This window comes from Paenibacillus sp. FSL R7-0273 (assembly GCF_000758625.1).
Lineage (GTDB): Bacteria > Bacillota > Bacilli > Paenibacillales > Paenibacillaceae > Paenibacillus_AQ.
In genome coordinates, this window is the sequence record NZ_CP009283.1 from 1,578,239 (window position 1) to 1,600,570 (window position 22,332).

A 22,332-nucleotide genomic window follows, 5' to 3' on the forward strand; every position below is an offset into this window, starting at 1 on the left:
GTTATCAGTTAGCTGAAGGAGAGGTAAAAGTGCCTCTGATTTCGGCCCAGGTGGCCCAATCGGCGAAATGAGAGGCAAAAGTGCCTCTGAATCCGGCCCTGATGGCGAGATCGGCAAAAGGAGAGGCAAAAATGCCTCTGAATCCGTGCCAAATGGCCAAATCGGCCAAAGGAGAGGCAAAAATGCCTCTGAATCCAGCCCAGGTGGCCAACTCGGCGAAATGAGAGGCAAAAGTGCCTCTGAATCCAGCCCAGGTGGCCCAATCGGCGAAAGGAGAGGCAAAAGTGCCTCTGAATCCAGCCCAGGTGGCCCAATCGGCCAAAGGAGAGGCAAAAATGCCTCTCAATTCGGCCCGGAGGCCGTGCTCCAGGCAAATTAATATTTGTCCCCTACTTATCAGCTTCCAGCTCATTCCCCACAGTTACACTATTCCCCGACGCAATAGCCTCATCGACCGCGAACGCCAGCCGCACATCCGTCAAGGCATCTGCTAACGTATAGGAGGAGACTCCCGTATGCAGGAATTCAGCCATATTCAGCAGCGCCTGTCCGATCCCGATCTCTTCATCAGAAAGCGGGGCAGCGGCAAAAGGGTTGCGGAACAGGCTGTGCCCGCCGGCCCGCAGCTCACGCAGACCCAGACTGTCCAGACTGCCCTCCTGACCGCTCTGAACCCGCATAATATCCAGATATTCCGTCTCTTCCGGGCTGAGCCGGCGGATGATCTCATTATCGCGGATTTCCCCGTGCGACCCGCGGATCAGGACGCGGTTTGAACGCAGCGGTGAAAAGTACTGGGAGCGGGTAAAGTCAAGCACGGCACTCTGGCCGGAGGGGAAGACCATGATGGCAATATCCTGCTGCTCCGTCTTCAGGCTATCCGCTGCTGCACGCCCCCGGTAGGAGAAGTCCATAATGGGCAGCACTACCCGGCGGGCTGTAATGTCACAGGCTGTGCCCGTGACGGAGAGCCACCTGCGGATCAGGCTGATGCCGTGATAGCCATGTGCTACCGAGACTTGAACATGCGCGATCTGCCCCAGCCCGCCTGTTCTGATATAGGCGGTTCTCGCCTGATGATGCGGCAGCAGCGGATATTGCTCGGCCACCTGAATCCGCGGGCTGCTAAGGGCAAGAGAGCGCAGCAGCTCATATTCAGCCGGAGTAGAGGCAGTAGGCGTTTCAGCCAGCACAGGTATGTTCAAAGCCGCCAGCTCCAGAAGCAGCGGCGCAGCCGCTGATTTGGACACCGCCAGCACCACAAAATCACTCTCGGCCGCAAGCTGCTCTACCGAACTATATACAGTAAGCTTATGTTTCGCGATCAGCTGCTGATATTTTGCCGGATTACGGATCAGGGCACCGCTTACCTGAAACTGCTGAGGCAGCAGCTCAGTTAGCTTGAGATACATCTCCGCCCGCCAGCCGCTGCCGATAATGCCGAATGTAATAGGTCTGTTCATCGTTAACGTTCACCTTTCTGCTTAGAGGAAAATCAGTAAAAGCGTGCCGACCGCAAAGCAGTAGTACGAAAAGTAGATCAGATTGCCTTTAGCCATAATGCCGATAAACCAGCGCATTGCATAATAGGTGGCCACAAGCGTAGTAAGGAAAGCGATGACGTAGGGGATAGCCAGCTGCGCCCGGTTCGGATCGTTCGCGATATCGGATGCCCCCAGAATGAGGCCCCCGATGCTGATCGGAATATATAGCATGAAGGAAAATTTCAATGCCGTTTCCTGCTTCATGCCGACTGCAATGGACGCAATCACTGTCGAGCCGGAGCGGCTGATGCCGGGAATCAGGGCCACTGCCTGAGCCAGGCCGACAATCAGCGCATCCTTTACGGTAAGGTTTCCGTCCCTCTTTTGCCCCCGGAGATTGCGGATCAGCCACAGGGCAACCCCTGTAACCAGCAGGCTGATAGAGACAGTATGTACTGAAGTGAATATCCGCTCTATAGTGTCCTTGAACAGAACGGCAGCAACGGCAGCCGGGATTGTACCGATAACAATGTACAAGCAGAACATGAAATCAGCCTTATGCTCTGCACGGCGTGTCTGCAGGTAACGGTAAGCGCCTGTGATTAACGATTTGATATCATTACGGAAAATAAACATGATAGCGATCAGCGAAGCGGTATTGGTCAGTATTTCAAACGACAGCCCGTTCTGTTTCATGCCCAGCAGACGCTGCGCGATAATCAGGTGTCCGCTTGAAGAGACGGGGATCGGCTCTGTTACCCCCTGGACAATCCCGAGCAGCAGATATTTTAGCCAGGTTACTAAGTTTTCCATGTGTTCCTCCTGAATTCCGGTTTGTTAGTGTGTTAAGCCTGTCTGTTTCTGAATCGCTTCAAAAGGACGTAGCATCCGAAGCACAAAATGAAAACAAGGGCTGTCGGAATGATATAAGGCTTGATAATCTCGTCCACATGCTCCCATTGGGCGCCCAGCTTATACCCCAGGTAAACGTACAATGAAGTGATAGGCAGCATAGCCAAAAAGGTATAGATACTGAATTTTAACACATTCATCTTAGCCATACCGCAAGGTACGGAGATCAGGGTTCTGACCCCGGGGATAAAACGCCCGTAAAAAGCCACACCGCTGCCGTATTTCTCGAAGAAACGGTCGGATGCCACTAAATGATGAGGGCGGATGAAGATATACTTGCCGTATTTTTCAATAAAGGGTCTTCCGCCAAACCGGCCGATTGCATATAACGTTAAAGGACCGAAGGTTCCTCCGACTGTGCCCGCCAGTATCGTTAAAACCAGCTTCATGTCTCCGAGATAAACCCAATAGCCCGCCAGCGGCAGAACGAGCTCAGCAGGTACAAATTCAAAGGACAGGGCGATGACTATACCGGCGTACGACAAATCTTTGAAGAACAGGATGAATTCTGTGATCCATTGAGTCATGTTGTTTCCTCCAGGCGCCTGATCGTTTTTTTTTAGGGAATAATCGTTTGATTTACTCTCTTCTAAAGCAAAGCTTAACAATAGCCAGGGGGGCTTGTCAAAATTAATATGGAAATTCAGGAGCATAGCATGAAAATATTGCCGGAAAAAAGCGCTCATCTCATCAAAAAAGGAGCAGTGCTGTAGCACCGCCCCTTCTGCGCAGATCTATGCCGGCCGGCATATGGAACTCTGCTTATCTTTAATTTGCCGCCAGCTCCAGCGCTCTGGCCAGAACCTTTTCACCGTTCATTCTGCCGTAATCGATCGTGTTAATAACGTCAACCTTAATCCCTTTGGGAACATAGCGCTGCTCATAATCCTTCCTCATATAAGCAACCTGCGGTCCGAGCATCAGCACATCGATTCCGTCCGTGATGTTCGCCAGCGCTTCACCGGCTGTAGCCTGGATGCTTACCTCCTGGCCGGAAGCCTGGGCAGCCTCCTGCATTTTTTTGACCATAAGACTGGTGGACATTCCTGCTGAGCATACAAGTACGATTCTGATCATGGGTTCTGATCCCCTTTCCGTTAGTTGGTTTGCGGTAAGCGTTCGTACAGACTGATAAATTCCTTGGCCATATCCTTCACCGTCATTGCATTCATCAGATGGTCCTGGGCGTGGATCATCAGCAGGGTAATGTCTTGCCTGGTTCCGCCGGCTTCCTCCTGAATCAGCTGGGTTTGAATTTTGTGCGCACTTCTTATTTCGGTGGCGGCAGCGTCGAGCAGCTCGCCCGCACTCACCAGCTCATTTTGTTTGGCGAGCATCAGCGCTTCCATAGCTTTGCTGCGGGCGCTGCCGGACATCGCAATCAGGGTCATGATTTTTTCCAGATAATCCAATGTAGTAACCTCCGGTATTAAGATTAGATCGTGTCCTAATGAAGTATTCACTATCAGTATAGTTAATGTTTCATGGGATCTAAACCGAATGTTTTTCCGTTTGGCTGCGGAAAAAAATATTGGATATCTCCTGGAAGGAATCCGCCGCGGTCAATTGCTGCACAAGCTCATAGCTTTCAGTCACCTGCATCAGAACATTGTACATCCCCGTCAGGTCCTGCTTTTCCTTGCCCGAAACACAGAGCAGGCAGACAAATTGTACCCGTTTAGTTCCCCATAATACCGGTTTCTGTAACGTGCAGATGACCCAGAAGGTCTCTAGCGTCTGCGGGATCAACGGGTGCGGAATGGCCGTAAGGTTACCATAGGCTGTAGAAGAGACAGCTTCCCGCTGCTTCACCAATTCAACAAAATGGTCATCTGCCAGCTGCAGTCCGGTCAGCTTCGAACACAGAAAGGCTATGATTTCATCTCTTGACTCAAAGCTTTGTTTAAGAAAGGTCAGCTCCGGGCGGATATAGGCTACCGCAGTGCTGTTACCGGAGAGCATAAGGCTGTTTATGCTGTTTAGATCCTCTTCATTCAAAAGCGGATGCACCACAACCACCGGAACGCCCGGGTTAAAGGCCAGTGGTACCGTGCTTATAATGAAATCAATCCGGTCAAGCGGTGCCATGCTCAGATTATAGGAACCGAAGGTGCCGAGCACTTCCAGCCTTGAGCCTGTCAGCTTGCTGAGCTTCTGGTACAGCAGTTGCGCGCTGCCCAGGCCCGAGCTGCAGACAATGATGCATTTCTTGTGCAGGTCCTGTCCCTTAACACGTTCCAATGCTGCCCCAATGTGGAGTGCAATATAGGCAATCTCATGCTCGGATATGAGGAGCCCGGTGCTCCTTTCGAGTAATGCTGCTCCTATAATTCCTGCCTGAAAAGCGAGCGGATACGCAGACTTGATCGATTCCAGCATCGGATTCTTTATCATCATATCCATGCGGATCCGGTTCAGCGCAGGCTTGAGATGCATTCCCAGGCTCCATATCAGCTCAGTATCGTCATGGATGCCCAGGCCCAGTGCCTCATCCATTTCATCAACCATGTCCCGGGCATACGTGTAGTATTCTCTGTCCATAGCCTCGACAGCCCGGCTTATGTCCTTGCCTGCAGCGGGCAGCCTTTCTGTTCCCAGCAGAAGCATGGTCAGATAGGCCGTTTCTGCCGGGGGAAAGATCATACCGTCCAGCTCCAGCCTGTTTGTCAGGTCGAGTACGGCTGCTGCCTCCTGTGTATGCTCAAGCGCTGAGAAGCCGTCCGGCAGCCCGGAAACCGGATGTCCTTCCCGGATACGTTTGGCAGCGATTAGAATATGGACAACAAGGCCATTCAGTCCGGTATCGGAAAAAGCCAGGTGATACCTCCGCATGCTGGAGATGACCAGATCGCGGATGCGGGTGACTTCCTGCGCCGTAAACAGTTCGTTGGTGACCGGGGAAGCAGTATCCGTATCGCTAGCAAAGGTCTTAAACGCCTCAAACATGCAAAGCCGCAGCGGAAACTCCCGGCCGCTTATTTGCAGGCCGTAGTTCGGCCTTTTCTGAAGTTCGAGCCCGTGTGTGCCAAGTGCAGCCTTTACATCCTTCAAATCATTCTGAATGGTTGAGGTACTGACATACAGCAGGTCCGCCAGCTCTTCAATTTTGAGGTAGCCCTCTGCAAGCAGCAGCGTTCTGATTATATAAGTAGTCCTGTCTGCAGGTGAAACAAACGGTCCCGGCGAAGCGGTGAGCTGCTGCCGGCTCCAGCCGCCGAATACGGGTGGATCAGAAATCCTCAGCTCATACCCAGCCCCTCTTACGGTATGAATGTGTGCGCCATTTCGGGACAGCAGATCATTCAGGAGTTTAATATCATTACGCACTGTCCGCGAAGTAACCCCGGTCTCCCCGGCCAGCCATTCCCCTTTAACCGGATTATCCGCATCAATCAAACAGCTTAGGATGGTTGCAAGTCTTGGATACATACGGCGGCCTCCCCCGAAATAGTCAGCGCTTATTCAGCAAGGCTTCTGACAGTCTGATTGTCCAGATAATGTGTACTGATGATCATCTCTTTGGAATCAAACTGTTTGGAGCTAATCAGCTGAATCAGCAGGTCTGCTGCATTTACAGCGATCTCCTTCTGATTCTGGATGATCCGGGAATAGGAAGGGGACAGGAAATTATCCGGCGGGCCGTCAAAGCCGAGCAGGCTGTAATCCTCCGGGATTTTTCGGCCGGCCCGCTCCAGGGCATTCCAGAGAATCTGTCCGCTGAGGTAATCAAGCGCAAAGAAACAGGTAATCTCCGGCTTCTCGGCAATTTTCTGATATATCTTCTGATAATCCGTCTCTAGCCCCTGCACATCTGTAAGGTTCCAGTAGGAGGTTTCAAGATCCAGCAGCCATAGCTGGGTATCAAGCAGCACCTGATTGCTCATATACGCCTCTTTAATGCCGTCGATTCTGTCGTTGATGGACGAGTTATTCACATTATTATGAGAAATAACGCAGATTTTATGGTGGCCTGAGGTTAACAGCTGGCTGGTTATCCGGCCCGCTACCTCTTTGTTGTTGCTGCCGACATAAGGGACGGACAAGCCGGCAAGCTTGCGGTCCATTAACACAACCGGGAAATTGCTCAGCGTAACCTTGAGCAGGGCGGGATTGTGGAATTCAGCCTGAACCGGAAGAATAATGATTCCTTCTACACCGATGGCGATCAGCTCATCAAGATATTCGGTCTCCAGCTCCTGAGATTCATTAGAGATCTTCAGGATACAGTGATACCCCTTCTGATTCAGCTCACTGATGATGGTCCGGAGCAGTTCCGTACCGTAGCTGTCTGAGAAGCCAGCCAGAATAAGGCCGATCAGCCTGGAACTCCGCGCTTCGGCCGGGGCCGGAGGCTGCGCGGCAAGCTCGCTGACAAAGCTCCCCTTTCCCGAGACACGGTTAATCCAGCCTTCCTCGGCCATAAGGTTCATGGCATTTTTGGCTGTCAGCCTGCTGACCTCAAAGAGCTCCATCAGCTCTTTTTCAGTAGGAATCTGTTCACCGGGTTTATATTTTCCATTTTGGATGTCTTCTTTTATTTGCTGATAGATTTTTTGATACAATGGTTTTTTTCTCAAAATGGGAGGATCTCCTTTTCGATAAAATGGTATATATATTATATCATTTATAATCGTTGTTGACAAAGTGTAATTTTCAAATGTAGTATAAAGGTACTAAATATATTATAAAAGGATATATAATCATTAAAGGAGTGGGAAAAGGTTATTAAACATCAGGCGATGGATGGAATAAGTGAGCTGTTGACGTTAATTGATGAGAAGACCTGTGCTATCGGCAAGGAGGGCTGGGGGAGCCAGTTCCAAAATTGTTTTTCAGACACACTGTTGAGAACGCTTAACATTCAGGAAGACGGCTCAGTATATCTGGTTACCGGGGATATTCCGGCGATGTGGCTAAGAGATTCTACTGCGCAGATTCAGCCGTATCTGGTGCTTGCCCAAACCAATGAAATCTTTCAGACTCTGCTGGCCGGGCTTGTGCAAAAGCAGTGCGAGTACATCCTGATTGACCCCTATGCGAATGCTTTTAACGAGGCGCCGAACGGGAACGGTCATCAGACGGATAAGACGGCAATGTCACCCTGGGTCTGGGAGCGCAAATATGAGGTGGATTCCTTATGTTATCCTGTAAAGCTTGCTTATCTGCTGTTTGAGCAGACCGGGTATACCGGGCACTTTAATGAAAGCTTTTTGCAGGCAGCTAAAGAGATTGTGCGGGTCTTCAGGCAGGAGCAGCATCATGAAAGCTCGGACTATTCCTTTGAACGGTTCGGGGCACGGCCGGAGGATACACTGACAAATGACGGGCGGGGTACGCCGGTCGGATATACAGGAATGACCTGGTCGGGCTTCCGGCCAAGTGATGATGCCTGCCGCTACGGGTATCTGATTCCGGCGAATATGTTCGCAGTTGTCATACTGACGCATCTGGAGGAGCTCGTTGCCCGCTTTTATCAGGAGGAATTATTTGTTCAGGAGATTAGCCGGCTGCGTGATGAGATCCGCTCAGGTATTGAACAGTACGGAATTGTACAGGATGAGCAGACCGGCCGGAAAATGTATGCCTATGAAGTGGACGGTCTGGGCAATTACACGCTGATGGATGATGCCAATGTTCCCAGCCTGCTATCAGCTCCCTACCTGGGTTATTGCAGTAAAGAGGATGAGTTGTATGTGAATACCCGGGAATTTCTTTTAAGCCCAAGGAATCCGTATTACTATACCGGAAGCGTAGCGTCGGGAATTGGCAGCTCACATACACCGGATCAGTACATCTGGCCGATTGCCTTATGTATTCAAGGGCTGACTGCAACAGCTAAGGATGAGAAAGCGCGAATTCTGGATATTGTGGCAGGAACAACGGCTGGGACGATGCAGTGTCATGAGAGCTTTGATGTGAATGATGAGAGCCGGTATACCCGTGAGTGGTTCTCCTGGTCCAATATGATGTTCTGCCAGCTGCTGCTGGATTATCTGGATATTAGATAAATTATTTATGGGGGTTATATCATGAGTAAGGTGCAAACATTTCTGGAAGAACGGATTGCTCCGTTTGCCGGGAGAATCGGACAAGTTAAACAGCTGGTAGCTATTCGTGACGGTATATCCTATATCATGCCGCTTATTATTATCGGGTCAATTGCCCTTATTCTAAACAGCTTGCCGATTGAGGCTGCATGGTATCAGAATTTCATGAATGAAGGCGGATGGGCGGAGCGCCTGGGGCTCATTGTTAACGGGACATTTGGTCTGATCGGGCTCCTGGCTGCCTTTACTATTGCTTACTCGCTCGCGAATCAATATTCTTTAGATGGGATGTCCGTCGGTATTTTATCGTTGTCCGCGTATATGCTTAGCACCCCTAATATTTTTACAGCTGAGAATGCAGCGGGTATTCCGCTCGCTCTAATGGGAAGCAAGGGCTTGTTTGTGGCTATTGTGATTGCGATTATCTCCACAGAAATTTTCAGATTTGTCATTAAAAAGAACCTTGTCATTACCCTGCCGGACGGAGTTCCGCCTGCTGTCGGCAGATCGTTCACCGCACTGATTCCGGGTTTCTTCATTATAGTATTCTTCGCTGCGATCAGCTGGATTCTTGCAGCAACAGGAATCGGCAGCCTGCACGATCTGGTGCAGACTGTTCTGGGTAAGCCGCTGGGCATGCTGGGCGGTACGATCTTCGGCGCTATCATCTATGATCTGCTGATTAGCGTGTTCTGGCTGACCGGGATACACGGCGGCAACATTATGGGCGGTATTATGAACCCGATCTGGATGCAGAAAATGGATGAGAACCGGCTGGCACTTCAGGCCGGGCAGGAGCTGCCTAATATTTTCACCCAGCCGTTCTTTGATGTCTTTGTGCATATGGGCGGTGCAGGTACGGTATTTGCGCTTGCTGTCTGTCTGTTCCTGTTCAGTAAAAGCCAGCAGAATAAATCGATCGGCCGGCTTAGTATTACGCCTGCAGCCTTCAATATCGGAGAGCCGCTGATGTTCGGCGTGCCAGTCGTGCTCAATCCAATCATGTTCATTCCGTTTATTCTGGCACCGATTGCCATGGTTGTCCTGACGTATTTTGCAATGGCGACGGGGCTTGTTCCCAAAACCAACGGTGTATCGGTACCTTGGACCATGCCGCCGGTCATCAGCGGATATCTGGCTACAAGCAGCCTGAGAGGCTCCATTATGCAGCTGGTTAACCTTGCGGTCTCAGTACTTATCTATTATCCGTTCTTTAGGGCAATGGATAAACAATTCATTCTGGAAGAAAAGAAAGGGGAGGCCCAGGCATGACCAAGCGATTACTAAACTGTGATGCCAGCGATCTGCTTGCAATGAGCAGGGAGGAGCTGAAACTGGCAATTTACGCGAGTGAAGGAAGAACAGTTCTGGCGGAAACGGCAGTCGTGAAGGAGCCGGTCATAGACGGCTTAACCAACGGGGAAATTGCCAAATTTGCTGGGGCGGATCTGCTGCTGCTAAACGCCTTTGATGTGGAGCATCCGGGAATCAGCGGAATAGATCCGGCAGACAAGCAGCCGGTCAGAACGCTCAGAAGGCTGACCGGACGTCCGGTTGGCGCGAATCTGGAGCCGGTGGATGACAGTGCGGCAACGATGGATGAAAAAGAGCAGATTGGAGCCGGCAGAAAAGCTAATGCGGCAACCTTTGCAAAGGCCAATGAGCTAGGGTTGGATTTTATTTGCCTGACCGGCAATCCGGGTACCGGTGTTACCAATGAGGCTATTGCCCATTCAATCAGAATTGCCAGAGAAATCTTTAACGGCTTGATTATTGCCGGTAAAATGCACAGCTCCGGTATCGATGAACCGATTATTGATAAGGAGACTGTACAAGCATTTATTGAAGCCGGAGCCGACATTATTCTGTTTCCTGCCGTGTACACCGTGCCTAAGTTCAGGGAGGATGAGCTTTACGAGCTTGTAGAAGCCGTTCATGCCTATAACCGGACTGTAGCTGACCCTGCCCGAAAAGTATTGACCTTATCAGCGATTGGAACGAGCCAGGAGAGCTCCAGTAAGGAAGTTATACAAAAGATTGCCCTGGCCTGCAAAGCCTGCGGGGTAGATATTCAGCATATTGGGGATGCGGGCTTCTCCGGCCTGGCCCTGTACCAGAATATTGATATTCTCGGAAATGCGATCCGCGGTGAGCGTCACCAGCTGCGGATGAGAGCCAAGTCCATTCTTAGATAACCTATACTCAGAAAGAGCCACCTCAAAGGGTGGCTCTTTATCATTCTTGTGAACAGTAAGCAAAGTTCGACATTTCCTGAGCAAATAACAGGACTGAATCCTATATTTTGTGTTATCATAGCAACAAGTGATCTCTACAAACTATAGAATTCTCATACAAACATAAGATCCATGCATCCGTTACTCTCCTGAATTTAGAAGATTATTAGCAGAGAAGCCCGTTGCATTGGGGCTTCTCTGTTTGATTTGATAACGTTTACAGAGTTAATAGGGGGACATGCAATGAAGAAAACACCGATGATGCTACAGCTGGCAGTGATTCTATTCTGTATCATGGCCATACCGACAGCTATCCTGACGTGGTATAGCGGGGCACAGATTATAGAGAACTCAGAGACGGCCATCGGTGAATCTGCCTTAGCCGGGCTGAATGCCAACCGCAAGCTTAACGAGAATGCCCTGGCCAATCTGGCCCAGGACACAGCGCGTCTGGCCGCGACCAATGTGTTTGAACCGATACGCGGCTTCGAGACCTATAATGAGGTGAATGCCAGCTACGCCAATTACACTAAGGCCAAGTCTGTGATGAATGAGCTGCTCAACCTGAACCGCCGTGTGGACGGTCTGAGCTCCTCTACCTTTTACCTGACGGATTCTGATTATGTCATTTCTACTGATAACGCTATCACAACACTGGAACGTTACGAGCCGATGGATTGGACAACGGAGGCTCTTAAGGATCAGCGGGGAATCAGCGGGGTATGGGTGCCGCGCAAGCTGGCCTCGGGCGAACATGTTGTGTCTTATGTCTATCCGCTAAACCGTCTCTCCTCACCCACAAGCGGACTGATTGTCGTCAATATGAAGGAGAGCCAGATCGGTAAATATCTGAATACAACTGAGGTGGAGGACGGCGGCAGCTCGCTGCTGCTGGGAGCGGACGGACAAGTAATCTCGCACAGTGACAAATCACTGCTGCTGACAGACGGCTTCGAGCTGCCGTTTGTACGGGAGATTCTGAATCAGGACTCGGATGAAGGCTATGCATTCCGCGAGCTGGACGGCAACCGGATGGTCTACGCATGGAGCCGCTCGGCCTTATCCGGCTGGTGGAATGTAAGCTGGAGCTCCATGGATGAGCTGATGGCTGAATCACGTGAGATGCAGGGCAACATTATTTTGCTCACCGGAGCCATTATTGTGCTGGGAACCGTACTTGCCGTCATCTTGGCTACCTGGCTGTCCAGACCGCTCAGGCAGCTGGTAAGGACGATCCGCTCCAAAAGCGATCTGGAGGTTGCCAGCAGAAACAGAAATGAGCTGGCCTTCCTGGATATGGCCTTTAAACGGATGCAGGAGGAGGAGGAAGGATTATTCCGGCTGCTGCAGGAGCGCGAAGAGGATACCCGCAGCTTTGCGGTTCACCGGCTGCTGCGCGGGGAGATTCCGCCGCGGCTTGCAGAGGTATTTCCGGAGGCGTGCTACAGGGTGGTTGTGGTCTCCATTGACCGGTATAGAGTGTATGTCGGCAATACCAATGTGGAAACCCGCAGCTATCACCGCTATCTGCTGAACGCCAAGTACGAAAGCCTGTTCCCGGAAGGGATTGTGGCCCATTCTGTCTATCATACCGACGGGAGCATTGTAGTTGTGCTGAACTTTTCCCAGGAGGAGCACAGCTGCAGTAATAATTCCATCCGTCAGGCGCTGGAAACGGTCAGCGAAGAATCGCTTAAGCAGCTGGAGCATACCGTCACTATTGCCGTGAGCGGGGTGGCGGATGCACCTGAAATGGTGGCCGAACGGCTGTTTGAAGCAATGGAATTAATCAAGCAGCGGATCATCAAGGGTGCCGGAAGCATTATGTACTGGCAGGAGGAAGAAGAGCACGGACGCAAATATATAGATTCCGAGAACAGCGAGCGGCGGATTCTTAACTTCCTGGATGCCGGGGATTTGGACGGGATTTACAAGGAGCTTGAGAATATCCGCGGCCTGATCAGTGCGGAGCAGCATATTTCCTACGATAACATTATGTTTATCTACCATCAGCTGATTGGTGCGACGATCAAGCATCTGCGCGAGAATCATATCAGCACCGGAAGAACGGTCATGGGCAAAGGCGATATTTACAGTGTGCTGGCTGGAATGGATACGCTGGATGAGCTGGAGGAGTACCTGCAGGCATTTTTCCGCGAGATCGTTCAGAACCTGGACCGCGGCGCCGGCGAGACCAATCACGGGGAACGAGTTATCCAATATCTGAAGGATCATTATAAAGAAGAGATTGTCTTAAAGGATATGAGCACCGAATTCGGCATCAGCTACTCTTACATGCGCAAGATCGTCTATGAGCTGACCGGAAAAAGCATGATCGATTATTTGAACCAGCTGCGGATCGACAAAGCCAAGGAGCTGCTGCTCGATACGGATCTGACGATAAAACAGGTTGCCGCAGAGGTTGGTTATTATAATGTCCAGAGCTTTAACCGGTTTTTCCGCAAGTATGAGGGTATGCCGCCAAGCAGCTATAAAACGGCCAAGAGCAAGAGCTCCTAGGAGACGGCTCATGGCCGTTTTTCTATTGAGAATATATGTTAATGAAAACGTTTTAGCCTATCAAAAATGATCATTCACCCTCCTGAAAGCCCTTTAAAACCGCGATTCTATCAGTTTTGATGGAGAGCAGCATTACTCATTGTTTTCAAAAGCGGACAATAGGGCTAGCATAGAAGTCGAGCCGGTCAACACATCCGGCACAGAGATGAAATGGTTCAGGAGGTGAGATTTTGAAAGTTGCAAACGCTTCAAAGACAAATCAAAATGCTCTACTAAGAAAGAATTCGCGCTTCAGTTTTTTACAGCGTGACTGGCAGCTCTACTTGCTTGTAGCGATTCCGCTGGCTTTTGTAATCGTATTCAAATACTTCCCGATGGCCGGCCTTGTAATCGCTTTTAAGGATTATAAGATCGCAAGAGGCTTCTGGGGCAGTGAGTGGGTCGGCTTCCAAATATTCCAGGATATTTTCTCCAAGCCTGATTTCGCAAAAGCAATCCGTAATACGCTGCTGCTCAACGTTCTTGATCTCATTTTCAGCTTCACGATGCCGATTATACTGGCCCTGATGCTGAATGAAGTCAAAAGTGTCAAATTCAAACGCGTTAACCAAACCTTACTGTATCTGCCTCACTTCCTGTCCTGGGTTATTATCGGGGCCATTGCGTATCAGCTGCTTAGTGAAGGTAACGGGGTCGTCAACAATCTGATTGAAATGATGGGCGGTACCCGGGTCCCATTCCTTCAAGAGGATACGAACTGGCTGGTCAGCTACCTGGCCATCGGTGTATGGCAGAGTATGGGCTGGGGAACAATCATTTACCTGGCTGCAATCAGCTCGATCAACCCGGAAATGTATGAAGCGGCAACGGTCGATGGTGCCGGACGCTGGAGAAAGGTATGGAATATTACCATTCCTTCCATCCGTGCAACTATCGTAACGCTACTTATCATGAGCTTGGGTAAAGTAATGGAAGGCTCGTTCGAGCGTATCTGGTCTCTGCAGAATAGGGCCACCACAGAGTTCACAACGACCATACCGGTGCTGGTGTATCGTTGGGGGATCGAATCCGGTAACTTCAGCCGGGCGACAGCGGTTGGATTATTCCAGTCCGTAATCGGAATAATTCTTGTAATCACGGCTGACCGCATTGCCAAAAAACTTGGCGAAGACGGCATTTTATAGAAAGGAGAGAACCCGATGAGCGCATCAACCGGCAACCCTGCCGCACCAAGCAAAGGTCGTTTTGATATCTGGGATATTCTAATTAAATTCATTATTATTGTAGCCTCACTGGTCTGTTTATTACCGTTCCTGCATGTGGTATCGAAGTCTATGAGCGCTGACTCTTATGTCATTGCCAATCAGGTATTTCTGTGGCCGAAGGGCTTCACTCTGGAGGCATACAGCAAAATTTTTGCTGATGCGAGTATCCTCCGCTCCTTGTACATTTCGGTTATCGTAACTGTAATGTTCACCGTGCTGGGAATGATCCTGACCATCTTCGCAGCTTATCCGCTATCCAGAGCCCAATTTAAGGGCAGCCGGGTTATCACCTTCATCTTCCTGTTCACCATGTATTTCAGTGGAGGGATTATCCCGGATTACATGAACATTAACAATCTGGGTCTGATGGATACGATCTGGTCACTGGTTCTGCCGCTATCCTTCAGTGCTTTTAACCTGCTGATTTTGAAGACGTCACTGACCAGCAGTATTCCAGTGAGTCTGGAAGAATCTGCGCGGATCGACGGCGCCGGACATTTTCGGATTCTCTGGAGCATTGTGATTCCGCTCTCCAAGCCAATTATCGCCACACTGTCGCTCTTCTACGCAGTTGGCCGCTGGAACGCCTATCAGGACGCTCTGTTCTATATCAAGCATGCCACTGACCTGCGGCCGTTGCAGCTCAAGCTGTACTATCTGGTCATCCAGGCCACTGAGAGCTTCCAGCTGGAAGCCACTACCGTAACACTCAGTAATCCGGAAGTTCTTAAAGCGTCGGTCGTAGTCTTTGCTACTTTACCTATTCTCTGCGTCTATCCTTTTGTCCAGAAATACTTCGTTCAAGGTACGATGCTTGGCGCAGTCAAAGAATAGCTGTAAAATCCGCAAGCAAAGCAGCAGTTATACAGTCCGAAAATTCAAAATGGGGGTATTACAATGAACAAAAAGGGTTATGTATCCTTAATGATGGCATCTGTCCTGACAGCCGGTTTGCTTGCCGGTTGCTCCAGTAATAACAACAGTGCAGGAAGCAGCAACGCACCTGCCAACAATCTGGCTGACGGTGAGTTCGCCGATTATTCTCAGGGCTTCCCTGAGAAGGTAACCATTGATATTCCGGTCTATGAGCGTGCGTTCGAAGGCTGGAACGTAACAGATAACTACTACACCCGCTGGGTGCAGTCTGAGTTCGGTGATAAGAACAACATTGAGGTCAACTATATTCCGATTACCCGCAGCAGTGAAGTAACCGACTTCGAGCAGCTGCTGGCGTCACACAAGGCTCCTGATATTCTTTTCCACTACGATATGCCGCAGGCGCTGACTTATTACGGCGAGGATGTTATGCAGCCGCTTAATTATGAAGAAATAGAAAATTATGCTCCTACTTACTGGGCAAATATGGGTGAAACTATCCAGCAGTACGGCACAGTGGACGACCAGAACATCTTCTTCTTCGCAGCACGTCCGGAAGCAGATAACTTTGTCAACATGATCCGTAAGGACTGGGTGGAGAAGGTTGGCATGAAGGTGGAAGACCTGACCTCCCTCGAGAAGTATAATGAAATGCTGGTGAAATGGAAGGAAGCAGGACTGGGTGTAACCGCCGGTAACCTGATCCAGAACAGCTTCAACTACAGCTACGCTTTCCGTGAATGGCCGGTTGATCCGGAATACCGTGCGCTGTACTCTGACCTGAGTGTAGCTGACTTCACAACTGCTGATACCGAGAAGTTCCTGCGCAATATGAACTATCAGTACAACAATGGCCTGATCGATAAAGAATTCTACCTTCGTAGCGACGATAACAAGGTAAAAGCTGAATTTGTTGCCGGCAAAACCGGTACTTATGCAACCTATCTGACCAACAATGCTGACGTCTTCGCAGCTACCTTGGCTAATAATCCGGAAGCAGAATTTGCTGTTATCCCTACTTATGCATTGGTTCCTGAAGGCAATAAGCCTCAGCAGCGTGCCTACTGGCCGTTCGGCTTCATCATGGGTATCAACTATGAAACTACAGCTCAGGAACGTGCTGCAGTCTGGATGTACCTGGAATGGCTGAGCCAGCCGGAGAACCTGTTCAAGTTCCAGAACGGTGTGGAAGGCGAGAACTATACCCTTGACGCAGAAGGTATTGCAGTGAAGAACCCTGATTTCAAGGGCGAATCCGTTCTTGCTCAGAACAACAACAAAGACTACTGGGCTCTGGTAACTGAAATTGCTCAATATCCGGATGCTGACAAGACTTTGAAATCCAACATGCGTAACTGGTCACCTGCGGGTTATGAGTATCTGGCTGAAGATATGGTGAAATACTATAACGAAGCTGCTGAATTCCGTACACCGGATGCTATGTTCACCACTGTTCTTGAAAAAACAAATGAGTACAAGGCGGATCTGAACTCCCTGTTCCAGGATCTGTACGTGAAGACTGTACTGGCTCCTGAAGCTGAATTCGACGCAGTCTATGCTGAAGCCAAAGAGACATTCCTGAATGCAGGCTACCAGGAAATCCTTGACGAGAAGCAGGCTGCAATTGATGCAGGCAAGTTCCGTTAAGACCTGGTTTTAGCAAAAACGAATAAACGTAAATAACAAAAATCCCCGGCGGATGTCCACAGTAGTGGAGGTCTGGCGGGGATTTTGTGCTACTATAAAAGTAAAATGAGCCAAGCTAGCAGGAGGCCCTGATAATGGAAGAGAAGGATGTTGCCTTAATTACCATAGTTCATGATCCGGCCGGTGTATTGATTGAACCATTGAAAGAAGCAGCAGCAGCGATTTCTAAGTATTTTAAATATAAATACATAGCTGTAAGTGAGTTGACCTCCAAGGCTCTGATAGAACTTCTTAAAGCTTATCATTTCGAAGTATTTATAGTAGAAAAAAAGGGAGCGGCCGAGGCACGGAGGAGCATTCTTAGACATATGAGGCCATTCTATCATGCATACTATCATTACTGCGATTTAGACAGATTAATTACCTGGATGACAATGTACCCTGAAGAGATAACGGAAGTACAAGGAGAATTAATGAAATACAGCTATCTGATCCTGGGACGGACTGAAGCAGCCTTCGAGTCGCATCCAGCATCCTGGAAGGAAACAGAGTCTATTACGAACCAAATATTCTCAATGAAATTCGGCCGCTATGCTGATATTTGTGCCGGCTCCTGTGCTATGAACAGAGAGATGCTGTTGCAGCTGTCGGAAGCATCCAAATCCAGAATGACCGATGCCGAATGGCCGTTAATTGTCCAAAAAAGCTGCGGGTTAGCTGAAGTAGGGTACATGGAGGCGGACGGCCTGATGTATTTAGAGCTGAATAAATCGAGCATCCATGGTGAGCTTGAAGAGTGGTATGCGAGGGTGAAGCTTTTATACTACATCAGTGAGTCAATCATGGAGCACTAAGTCATGAAAGGAAGTGATCCTATCCTTATCATTCTGGTATTACTCATACTGTTAGTGATAGTCCAAACCGTGTATATCCTGCATTATAAAAGCCAGGTCAGGAATATCGGCAATCAGCTGTCGTTTATTATGGAGCATCATTCATTCAAGTTTATTACAACACAATTAAAGCCGCGGGAAATCAGCAGTCTGGTCCGTGAATGCAATGCCCTGCTGGACCGTCAGCGGGCGGTCGATCAGCGGTTCAGCCGTAAAAATGAAGAGATGAATGCCACCATCACCAGTCTGTCGCATGATATCAGGACTCCGCTTACGGCACTGGGCGGCTATCTCCAATTAGCGCAGCGTTCACAAGATCAGCAGGACAAGGATCAGTACATTTCACAGGCCAGGTCGAGAATAGAGCAGATTATCAAGCTGGTAGATGAGCTGTTTTTGTATACCAAGCTTCAAAATCCGGAGTATGTCTTTGAGCTTGAATCCTTTGACATTGTTGGACTGCTGAAACGGAACCTGTTCACCTTCATTGATGATTTTTCCCGGTCGGGATCTGAACCTGAGCTAAAGCTCCCGGAGCTGGCCGTTTCTGTTATGGGGGATATCAGTGCCGCAGAGCGGATTTTTGCAAATATCATCAGCAATTATCTCAAGCATGGGGAAGGGCCGTTTACCGTTGCTTGTGAGGAAAAAGAAGATACTGTATGCATACGCTTCACCAATCAGCTAAAGGAGGGCAGCCGGGTTAATGTTGAACAGATTTTTACCCGTTTTTATAAGGAAGACCCTTCCCGTACCGTTCACTCTTCCGGGCTTGGCCTTTCTATTGTGAAAGCGCTAATGGGCAAGATGGATGGACATACAGAGGCTGCATGCACAGAGCATACCTTTAGCATCAGTGTTAATTTCAAAAAAACAGTAAAGGAGCATGCACATGGGCGGTAACGGAAGCGGCAGGCGGATTCTGATCGTTGAGGATGACTGGCATATTAACGGGATTATCCGTGACGGCCTTACATCAGCAGGCTTTGCGTGCACACAGGCGTATTCGGGCAGTGAGGGGAAAATGAATCTGGCTGCCCAGGAGTACCACCTTATTGTGCTTGATCTGATGCTTCCCGGGTTGTCCGGCGAACAGTTCATGCACTATCTGCGGAAGGAGCTTAAGTCCGGCATTCCGGTGATTATCCTCTCGGCCAAGGACGGGCTGGATCATAAGCTGAACCTGTTCGCGCTAGGGGCTGACGATTATGTGACCAAGCCCTTTGAGCTCGAGGAGCTGATTGCCCGCATTCATGTTCATATTCAGAGAAATAACGCCGGTGAACCAGTTAAGACTTTCCGGCATAAAAATCTGCTCTTGGACACAGACGCATACAGTGCGAAGGTTCACGGGACGGCGCTCAATCTGACCAGGCAGGAGTACCGCATTGTTGAGCTGCTGGTGAAGAATCCGGACCGGGTGTTCACGAAGCAGGATCTCTATGAGCTGGCTTGGGATGAGCTGTATATGGGCGAGGACAAAACAATAACCGTGCACATCAGTAATATCCGCAGCAAAATCAAACCGTACGACAGTGAAGCCTATATCGATACAATCTGGGGAATCGGCTTCCGGCTGTGTAAATAAGCGGCTTTGACATTTCTTAACCTTTTGTTGGCGATATCTTAGTTTGATCCTGTTAACCTGGTTGTAAGGAGGTGCGGGCCATGAACGATTGTATTATTGAATGCTGCGGACTTACCAAAAGGTATAAATCAAAAGCAGCCGTGCTGAATGCCGAGCTCAAAATATACAGGGGCGAAATTGTCGGGATCATCGGTAAAAACGGTGCAGGCAAATCGACCCTGCTGAAGATGATCGCCGGACTGGTGTATCCTACCTCGGGGGAGCTGCATTTTTTCAACCGCGCGGCTGCCGGGGAGCAGTCTTTTTTTGAGCGGATGGGTGTGCTGATCGAGAACCCGGGACTTTACCCGAATGCTTCGGGCTATGAGAATCTGAAGCTGCTGGCTATAGCCTACGGCCTCAAGAACAGTAAAGCCAGAATCGAGGAGTTACTAAGGCTGGTGGGCTTGGACAGTAACAATACGCAAAAAGTTAAAGGGTATTCCATGGGGATGAAGCAACGGCTGGGTATCGCAGTCGCTTTGCTCGGTAACCCGGATGTGCTGATCCTGGATGAGCCGATTAACGGTCTTGATCCGCAGGGGATTATGGAGATCAGGCAGCTGATTCTGGAGCTTAACAAGGGGGGACTGACGATCCTTATTTCCAGTCATATCCTTGAGGAGTTATCCAAAATAGCCACCAAATATGCCATCATTCATCAGGGCGAGATTGTCGAGGTGATCTCCAGAGAGGACCTGCAGCATAAGTGCGAGGAGCGGATTGAGATCAGTGTGGAAGCGGCAGAAGAGGCGATTCCCATACTGGAGCGGGAGCTGCAGATCATGAAATATAAGGTGGTTGACGGCCGGACCTTGTATGTATATGACACGGATATGCAAATCCGCCGGATTACGCAGGTGCTAGTTGAGCATGGAGTTATGGTGGATTCGATAGCGAGGCACAAGCAGAGCCTGGAGCAATACTTCCTGGAACGGACGGAAAGAGCAGGTGAACCTCATGCTTAATATTCTCAAAATGGATTTCTACCGCTTCCGGCACAATAAAATCATGTATCTGCTGCTTCTGGTATTCTGTGCCTTCCAAATCTTCGGTATCTTTATGACGAAGCAATATTCGCAGGAGATGGAAAAGGGAGGTGTTTCAGTAAGCAGCCTGACTGAGAGTGATTTCATCCAGTACACCATTTCGCAGCCGCCCTCCTGGATGCTGATTTACATTGCGGTGTTCACCATCTTTTTCTACACAAGCGAATTCAGCTCAGGCTTCCATAAAAATTACATCCCGATGCACAGAGCCAGAATTCATTCGGTTTGTTCAAAAATACTGGTTCTCGCAGCGTTTGTCGCTATGCTGTTCCTCACCATGCTCCTTGCCGACTGGATCGGAAGATCACTGTTTTTTGACAATACCAGCCTCGGTGATCCTGTGTACCTGATCAAGCTGCTGCTCAGCCAGTTCATGCTGCACTGGGCGTTCTCCATTCTTATTCTCTACATTGTTATGGTCGTCAAAAATGTGCTGGTCAGCCTTACCGCCGGATTTGTTCTGGCACTGAATGTGGCAGGGATAGCTCTGTCTGCACTCGAATCGCTGGTTAACGGCCCGCATCTGTCCCAGTATCTGCTCATGAACACCATCGTCCGGGTAAAGGACTTCAATAGCATCAGTGATATTATCCATACGGCAGCTGTAGCGGTAATTGTTATTCTTGTATTCAGCTTCCTTGCGGTCCGGTATAAGCTGCGGGAGGATTTGAACTGAAGGGCTGAGGAATGAGGGTGCGGTCGGATGAAGCGCGGGAAGCCCGTACCTTTTTCACCCGTACATGCACTTCTGGGCACTAACCCACATACAATAAAAGGACCATGAACCCGTAGTTCTCATCATAGACCGGTTTCATTGTACATGTGCGGGAGGTGTCGCCAAGTTGCCTGGAATCATAAGCACGATTGCACTGTTAATCAAAGAACTGACGCTGCTGGTATCCTACGTAAGAAATAACGCATTTCCACAGCCTTTATCGGAACAGGACGAGAGCAAATACTTAGGCATGATGGCTGAGGGAGACGCCAAGGCTAGAAATCTGTTAATTGAACATAATCTGCGCTTAGTCGCACACATAGTAAAAAAGTTCGACAACACAGGCGAAGACATGGAGGATTTGATCTCCATCGGCACGATTGGATTGATCAAAGCCATTGAAAGTTACCGGCCGAATAAGGGCACAAAGCTCGCCACATTCGCGGCCCGATGTATCGAGAATGAGATATTGATGCACCTGCGTTCGCTGAAAAAGACCCGCAAGGACGTGTCTCTCCATGATCCGATTGGGACAGACAAAGAGGGGAATGAGATCACGCTAATTGATATCCTCGGTTCGGAGACGGATGATGTGATTAAAGAGGTGGATCTGAAGATTGAAAAGAGCAAGATATATCGGAACCTCGACATCTTGGACGAGAGGGAGAAAGAGGTCGTCGTCGGCCGCTTCGGCCTGGATACCGGCGGGGAAGAAAGGACGCAGCGGGAGATTGCGAAGGACTTAGGGATCTCGCGGAGTTATGTGTCGCGCATAGAGAAAAGAGCGTTGATGAAGCTTTATCATGAGTTTTATAAGGCGAAGCGGTAGAAAATAATAACTTAGGAGGCGACTTATCTTAGGATAAGTTGCTTTTTTTGTGTAACTCTTGAGGAATTTAATAAAGAAAATGGATGGGGTAAATTAGAATTAAATACAATAATTATATATTTTTTAATAAACTTTTATAATAGTTCTCTCAGAAGAACCTAAGTTTGATTCTATTCCGCACGTCAACATTAGATGTGGATGGCTACGCGTGAAGCTGTAGGTAACTTTTGTTTG

Annotated in this window: 20 protein-coding genes; 13 read left to right on the forward strand and 7 right to left on the reverse strand. The window is 49.4% G+C overall.

Going from position 1 to position 22,332, the window contains the following annotated elements; all coding sequences use genetic code 11:
- Positions 1-389: 389 nt before the first annotated feature.
- From R70723_RS06935 to R70723_RS06965, 7 genes are all read right to left on the reverse strand, one after another.
- Positions 390-1,463, reverse strand: a complete 1,074-nt coding sequence (locus R70723_RS06935; RefSeq protein WP_039870866.1) for a Gfo/Idh/MocA family oxidoreductase — start codon at positions 1,461-1,463, stop codon at positions 390-392.
- A 21-nt stretch (positions 1,464-1,484) separates the two neighbouring features.
- On the reverse strand, positions 1,485-2,297 hold the full coding sequence (locus tag R70723_RS06940) for an undecaprenyl-diphosphate phosphatase (RefSeq protein ID WP_039870869.1): 813 nt from the start codon (positions 2,295-2,297) through the stop codon (positions 1,485-1,487).
- A gap of 32 nt (positions 2,298-2,329) precedes the next feature.
- Positions 2,330-2,923 (reverse strand): DedA family protein, encoded by a 594-nt coding sequence (locus R70723_RS06945; protein ID WP_039870872.1) that lies wholly within the window; start codon positions 2,921-2,923, stop codon positions 2,330-2,332.
- 241 nt (positions 2,924-3,164) lie between these two features.
- Positions 3,165-3,473: a PTS sugar transporter subunit IIB gene (locus tag R70723_RS06950; protein ID WP_039870874.1), complete on the reverse strand. Its 309-nt coding sequence runs from the start codon at positions 3,471-3,473 to the stop codon at positions 3,165-3,167.
- A gap of 20 nt (positions 3,474-3,493) precedes the next feature.
- Complete coding sequence (locus R70723_RS06955; protein ID WP_269322693.1) at positions 3,494-3,808, reverse strand: PTS lactose/cellobiose transporter subunit IIA; 315 nt, start codon at positions 3,806-3,808, stop codon at positions 3,494-3,496.
- A gap of 79 nt (positions 3,809-3,887) precedes the next feature.
- Entirely contained in the window at positions 3,888-5,825 is a 1,938-nt protein-coding gene (locus R70723_RS06960) for a BglG family transcription antiterminator (RefSeq protein ID WP_039870875.1), read from the reverse strand.
- Between the two features lie 29 nt (positions 5,826-5,854).
- On the reverse strand, positions 5,855-6,973 hold the full coding sequence (locus R70723_RS06965) for a GntR family transcriptional regulator (protein WP_179088007.1): 1,119 nt from the start codon (positions 6,971-6,973) through the stop codon (positions 5,855-5,857).
- Positions 6,974-7,156: 183 nt separating this feature from the next.
- On the opposite strand from R70723_RS06965, the gene R70723_RS06970 reads away from it, so the two are divergent.
- The 13 genes from R70723_RS06970 (at position 7,157) to sigK (ending at position 22,098) form a co-directional block, all read left to right on the forward strand.
- On the forward strand, positions 7,157-8,404 hold the full coding sequence (locus R70723_RS06970; RefSeq protein ID WP_231574836.1) for a glycoside hydrolase family 125 protein: 1,248 nt from the start codon (positions 7,157-7,159) through the stop codon (positions 8,402-8,404).
- A 21-nt stretch (positions 8,405-8,425) separates the two neighbouring features.
- Positions 8,426-9,715 (forward strand): PTS cellobiose transporter subunit IIC, encoded by a 1,290-nt coding sequence (gene celB / locus R70723_RS06975; protein ID WP_039870878.1) that lies wholly within the window; start codon positions 8,426-8,428, stop codon positions 9,713-9,715.
- On the forward strand, positions 9,712-10,638 hold the full coding sequence (locus R70723_RS06980; protein ID WP_039870881.1) for a DUF7916 family protein: 927 nt from the start codon (positions 9,712-9,714) through the stop codon (positions 10,636-10,638). Before celB ends, R70723_RS06980 begins: the two co-directional genes overlap by 4 nt.
- Before the next feature lie 282 nt (positions 10,639-10,920).
- Positions 10,921-13,197 (forward strand): AraC family transcriptional regulator, encoded by a 2,277-nt coding sequence (locus R70723_RS06985; RefSeq protein WP_039870882.1) that lies wholly within the window; start codon positions 10,921-10,923, stop codon positions 13,195-13,197.
- Positions 13,198-13,427: 230 nt separating this feature from the next.
- Complete coding sequence (locus R70723_RS06990) at positions 13,428-14,381, forward strand: ABC transporter permease (protein WP_039870884.1); 954 nt, start codon at positions 13,428-13,430, stop codon at positions 14,379-14,381.
- Between the two features lie 15 nt (positions 14,382-14,396).
- Positions 14,397-15,296, forward strand: coding sequence for a carbohydrate ABC transporter permease (locus R70723_RS06995; protein ID WP_047171051.1), 900 nt, complete (start codon positions 14,397-14,399; stop codon positions 15,294-15,296).
- A 63-nt stretch (positions 15,297-15,359) separates the two neighbouring features.
- Complete coding sequence (locus R70723_RS07000; RefSeq protein ID WP_039870887.1) at positions 15,360-16,985, forward strand: type 2 periplasmic-binding domain-containing protein; 1,626 nt, start codon at positions 15,360-15,362, stop codon at positions 16,983-16,985.
- Positions 16,986-17,119: 134 nt separating this feature from the next.
- Complete coding sequence (locus R70723_RS07005) at positions 17,120-17,839, forward strand: hypothetical protein (protein WP_039870888.1); 720 nt, start codon at positions 17,120-17,122, stop codon at positions 17,837-17,839.
- A gap of 3 nt (positions 17,840-17,842) precedes the next feature.
- Positions 17,843-18,781: a sensor histidine kinase gene (locus R70723_RS07010; RefSeq protein WP_039870889.1), complete on the forward strand. Its 939-nt coding sequence runs from the start codon at positions 17,843-17,845 to the stop codon at positions 18,779-18,781.
- A complete protein-coding gene (locus R70723_RS07015; protein ID WP_179088008.1) occupies positions 18,771-19,466 on the forward strand; it encodes a response regulator transcription factor in 696 nt (231 codons plus the stop codon). Before R70723_RS07010 ends, R70723_RS07015 begins: the two co-directional genes overlap by 11 nt.
- A gap of 80 nt (positions 19,467-19,546) precedes the next feature.
- Positions 19,547-20,473 (forward strand): ABC transporter ATP-binding protein, encoded by a 927-nt coding sequence (locus tag R70723_RS07020; RefSeq protein ID WP_039870893.1) that lies wholly within the window; start codon positions 19,547-19,549, stop codon positions 20,471-20,473.
- Positions 20,466-21,230 carry an ABC transporter permease gene (locus R70723_RS07025; RefSeq protein ID WP_039870894.1) on the forward strand — a complete coding sequence of 255 codons (765 nt, stop codon included), beginning with the start codon at positions 20,466-20,468 and terminating at the stop codon, positions 21,228-21,230. Before R70723_RS07020 ends, R70723_RS07025 begins: the two co-directional genes overlap by 8 nt.
- A gap of 166 nt (positions 21,231-21,396) precedes the next feature.
- Positions 21,397-22,098, forward strand: a complete 702-nt coding sequence (gene sigK, locus R70723_RS07030) for an RNA polymerase sporulation sigma factor SigK (protein ID WP_039870896.1) — start codon at positions 21,397-21,399, stop codon at positions 22,096-22,098.
- Positions 22,099-22,332 lie beyond the last annotated feature (234 nt).

What these genes read in the sequence shown, in the direction of transcription:
- R70723_RS06950 (WP_039870874.1), bottom strand. Translation starts at nt 3,473, where the DNA reads ATGATCAGAATCGTACTTGTATGCTCAGCAGGAATGTCCACCAGTCTT.
- R70723_RS07010 (WP_039870889.1), top strand. Translation starts at nt 17,843, where the DNA reads ATGAAAGGAAGTGATCCTATCCTTATCATTCTGGTATTACTCATACTG.
- R70723_RS06935 (WP_039870866.1), bottom strand. Translation starts at nt 1,463, where the DNA reads ATGAACAGACCTATTACATTCGGCATTATCGGCAGCGGCTGGCGGGCG.
- R70723_RS06940 (WP_039870869.1), bottom strand. Translation starts at nt 2,297, where the DNA reads ATGGAAAACTTAGTAACCTGGCTAAAATATCTGCTGCTCGGGATTGTC.
- R70723_RS07015 (WP_179088008.1), top strand. Translation starts at nt 18,771, where the DNA reads ATGGGCGGTAACGGAAGCGGCAGGCGGATTCTGATCGTTGAGGATGAC.
- R70723_RS06980 (WP_039870881.1), top strand. Translation starts at nt 9,712, where the DNA reads ATGACCAAGCGATTACTAAACTGTGATGCCAGCGATCTGCTTGCAATG.
- R70723_RS06985 (WP_039870882.1), top strand. Translation starts at nt 10,921, where the DNA reads ATGAAGAAAACACCGATGATGCTACAGCTGGCAGTGATTCTATTCTGT.
- R70723_RS06960 (WP_039870875.1), bottom strand. Translation starts at nt 5,825, where the DNA reads ATGTATCCAAGACTTGCAACCATCCTAAGCTGTTTGATTGATGCGGAT.
- R70723_RS07000 (WP_039870887.1), top strand. Translation starts at nt 15,360, where the DNA reads ATGAACAAAAAGGGTTATGTATCCTTAATGATGGCATCTGTCCTGACA.
- R70723_RS06945 (WP_039870872.1), bottom strand. Translation starts at nt 2,923, where the DNA reads ATGACTCAATGGATCACAGAATTCATCCTGTTCTTCAAAGATTTGTCG.
- R70723_RS06995 (WP_047171051.1), top strand. Translation starts at nt 14,397, where the DNA reads ATGAGCGCATCAACCGGCAACCCTGCCGCACCAAGCAAAGGTCGTTTT.
- R70723_RS07020 (WP_039870893.1), top strand. Translation starts at nt 19,547, where the DNA reads ATGAACGATTGTATTATTGAATGCTGCGGACTTACCAAAAGGTATAAA.
- R70723_RS07005 (WP_039870888.1), top strand. Translation starts at nt 17,120, where the DNA reads ATGGAAGAGAAGGATGTTGCCTTAATTACCATAGTTCATGATCCGGCC.
- R70723_RS07025 (WP_039870894.1), top strand. Translation starts at nt 20,466, where the DNA reads ATGCTTAATATTCTCAAAATGGATTTCTACCGCTTCCGGCACAATAAA.
- celB (WP_039870878.1), top strand. Translation starts at nt 8,426, where the DNA reads ATGAGTAAGGTGCAAACATTTCTGGAAGAACGGATTGCTCCGTTTGCC.